This is a genomic window from Spiroplasma sp. ald (genome assembly GCF_044714355.1).
In the GTDB taxonomy this organism is placed as follows: Bacteria; Bacillota_I; Bacilli_A; order Mycoplasmatales; family Mycoplasmataceae; genus Spiroplasma; species Spiroplasma phoeniceum.
Genome location: NZ_RXFY01000134.1, coordinates 1 through 2365 on the forward strand (window position 1 = coordinate 1; position 2365 = coordinate 2365).

Sequence of the window (2365 nt, forward strand, 5' to 3'; positions counted from 1 at the left end):
TGTTTTCAATCCAAGCATTATATAAAGGTAATTTTGAAATTATCTTTTATGCTGATAACCCATATACAAATAATGAAGAAGATTATTTACGCTTATCAGTATGAATTTTTCGTGGTAAAACAAAAAGTACATTAAATAATTATTTACGCGATATGACAACTAATTATAAAACTAGTTTCTTGCTCCCACATGATTATGAAATACCAACATTTAATTACCCACAATATGTCTTACCACCAGTACCATATAACTATCAAGTTTATACAAAAGATATTATGCCATCTAATGTAGTACTACAATTAAAAACTAAAATTATTGTACTACCACAATGTAAAAAAACAGGTAGTCGTTTAGTTAATTTATTTTCTGATGAATTTAATGATGCTCATTATGAGGTAGAAATTAATTTAAAACAAATTGACCCAACAATTCAAAGTATAAGTAAATTTCAAGATGCTTATAAAACTATTGAAATAAGTAATTTAGATAATTTACAAGTTGAATGTGGACCACCTGAAATAGAAAATTTTATTGCTAATAGAAATATTAATATAACTGGTGGAAATGAGGATTGTAGTAATAATTTATTTTCATTAGCAAATATAACTTTACAACAAAGTGGTCGCTCACAAACAGATAAAATTAATTTTGATAATACAATAACTTTATATACTAAAAATATAGAAGTAAATGACACTGAAACAAAATATGCTACTGGTGTTGTTAATGAAACCTCAAGTGAAAATTACCTTAATGTATATCATACATTAGATAATATTTGCGGTGTAAGATTTTTTTTACAAATAACAAAATTAGTTTTTACTGATAAAGATAAAATTAAAGAAACATATTTACAAGCATATTATACTAATGATTTAAAATTAAAAATTAGATTTTCAAAAGTATTAAGACCTATTTTAGAATGTTTTTATGTTGATTTTTATGCAAAACCAAGATATTGGGGAAATGTTAAAAAAATAACATTATATGTTTTTAACCCAAATGTATTAGGTATTAGAAACAAAAGTAATAGTCCTGTCAAAATTACAATTAAACCAAGATAAAAAAAGAAAAAAGAGATTATTAAATCTCTTTTTATTTTTATTTAACTTTTAAATTACCATTTTCATCTAAAATTAAATTAGGTTCCTTAGTATCTAAATTTCAGCGATAAATTGATTTAAAATAATTATCATTTTTATTACTTCAATAGTGGAAATAAGATTCTTTTCCTTCAAAATTATTTTTTTTACTATGTATTCCAAAATAACCATTAACTCTATACATTAAGCTATAATCATCTTTATAACCTTTAATAATTATTGTATCGTATGTATTATTATTAAATTTAGTTAAATATCAACTATCATTTTTATCACCACGCCATACAACATAATATCATTTATTATCAACCGTATTGAATGGTTTTTCTTGTGGTGCTATTCATTCTAAATTATCTCTAATTTCTTTATTTTTTGTATTTACTTTGTTTTCTTCTTTTAATTTTGCTAATTCTTTCTGTGTATATTCTTGTGGTGTATTACAAGCAACTAAACTGGTTGTACTTGTTCCTACTAATGTAATTGCACCAATAATACTTAATAATCTTTTCATTTTTATTAACCTTCTCTCCATTTTTTATTTTTTGAAATTGCTGGTAAAAAAACATCAAATTCTTTTTGACCATTTGTTTTATTTTTTCCTAAAATTATTATTGTAATTTTTTTAGATATCGTTAAATCAATATATCGTGGTTGAAACTGATTAAAATAATCTTTAAAAGCAAGTATAAAATCATTTTCAGTTAATGAATCATCAATTGTTTTTACTGCTTCTAAAACTTTTGGTTTTAATGCAAAAAATAATTCATATTCTTTTACTTCGTTTGGATTATTAGCATTAATCTTAGTTGGCGAATTAATAGAATTAATAAATAAAATATTTTTATCAATTTTTCATTTTATTTTTTGGTTTTCATCTTTTAGTTTTTGGTTTTCATCTTTTAGTTTTTGGTTTTCATCTTTTAGTTTTTGGTTTTCATCTTTTAAATTTGATTCTATATTATTAAAAAGTTTTTTATAATTACAAGATATTAAATTTATTGTTCCGGTTGAAACTAAACTTATTACACTTAAAATTCCTAATAATCTTTTCATTTTAATTAACCCTCTTTTCTAATATTTATTAATTTATTAAATTATATATATATATATATATATATATATATATATAATCAAGGGTAAATTAGATAATAAAAATAAAAAAAAGTGCCAATAATATAAGCACTTTTGCAATATTTTATTAATTAGACTTCTTGCATAACCTAGTTATTTTAAAATTCCTATAAAATATATTTAAAATAGAA

Annotated in this window: 3 protein-coding genes; 1 reads left to right on the forward strand and 2 read right to left on the reverse strand. The window is 21.6% G+C overall.

From position 1 onward, the window contains the following. Window positions 1–1064 (forward strand): hypothetical protein (locus EHU54_RS05525; protein WP_400249383.1); only part of this gene is annotated, 1064 nt, incomplete at its 5' end. Between the two features lie 37 nt (window positions 1065–1101). Here EHU54_RS05525 and EHU54_RS05530 read toward each other — a convergent pair. Both EHU54_RS05530 and EHU54_RS05535 read right to left on the reverse strand, forming a co-directional pair. Continuing rightward, the gene (locus EHU54_RS05530; protein WP_400249385.1) at window positions 1102–1614 is read right to left on the reverse strand and encodes a lipoprotein; all 513 of its coding nucleotides are present in this window, start codon (window positions 1612–1614) and stop codon (window positions 1102–1104) included. Window positions 1615–1619: 5 nt separating this feature from the next. Continuing rightward, window positions 1620–2156 (reverse strand): lipoprotein, encoded by a 537-nt coding sequence (locus tag EHU54_RS05535; RefSeq protein ID WP_400249387.1) that lies wholly within the window; start codon window positions 2154–2156, stop codon window positions 1620–1622. Window positions 2157–2365: the final 209 nt, after the last annotated feature.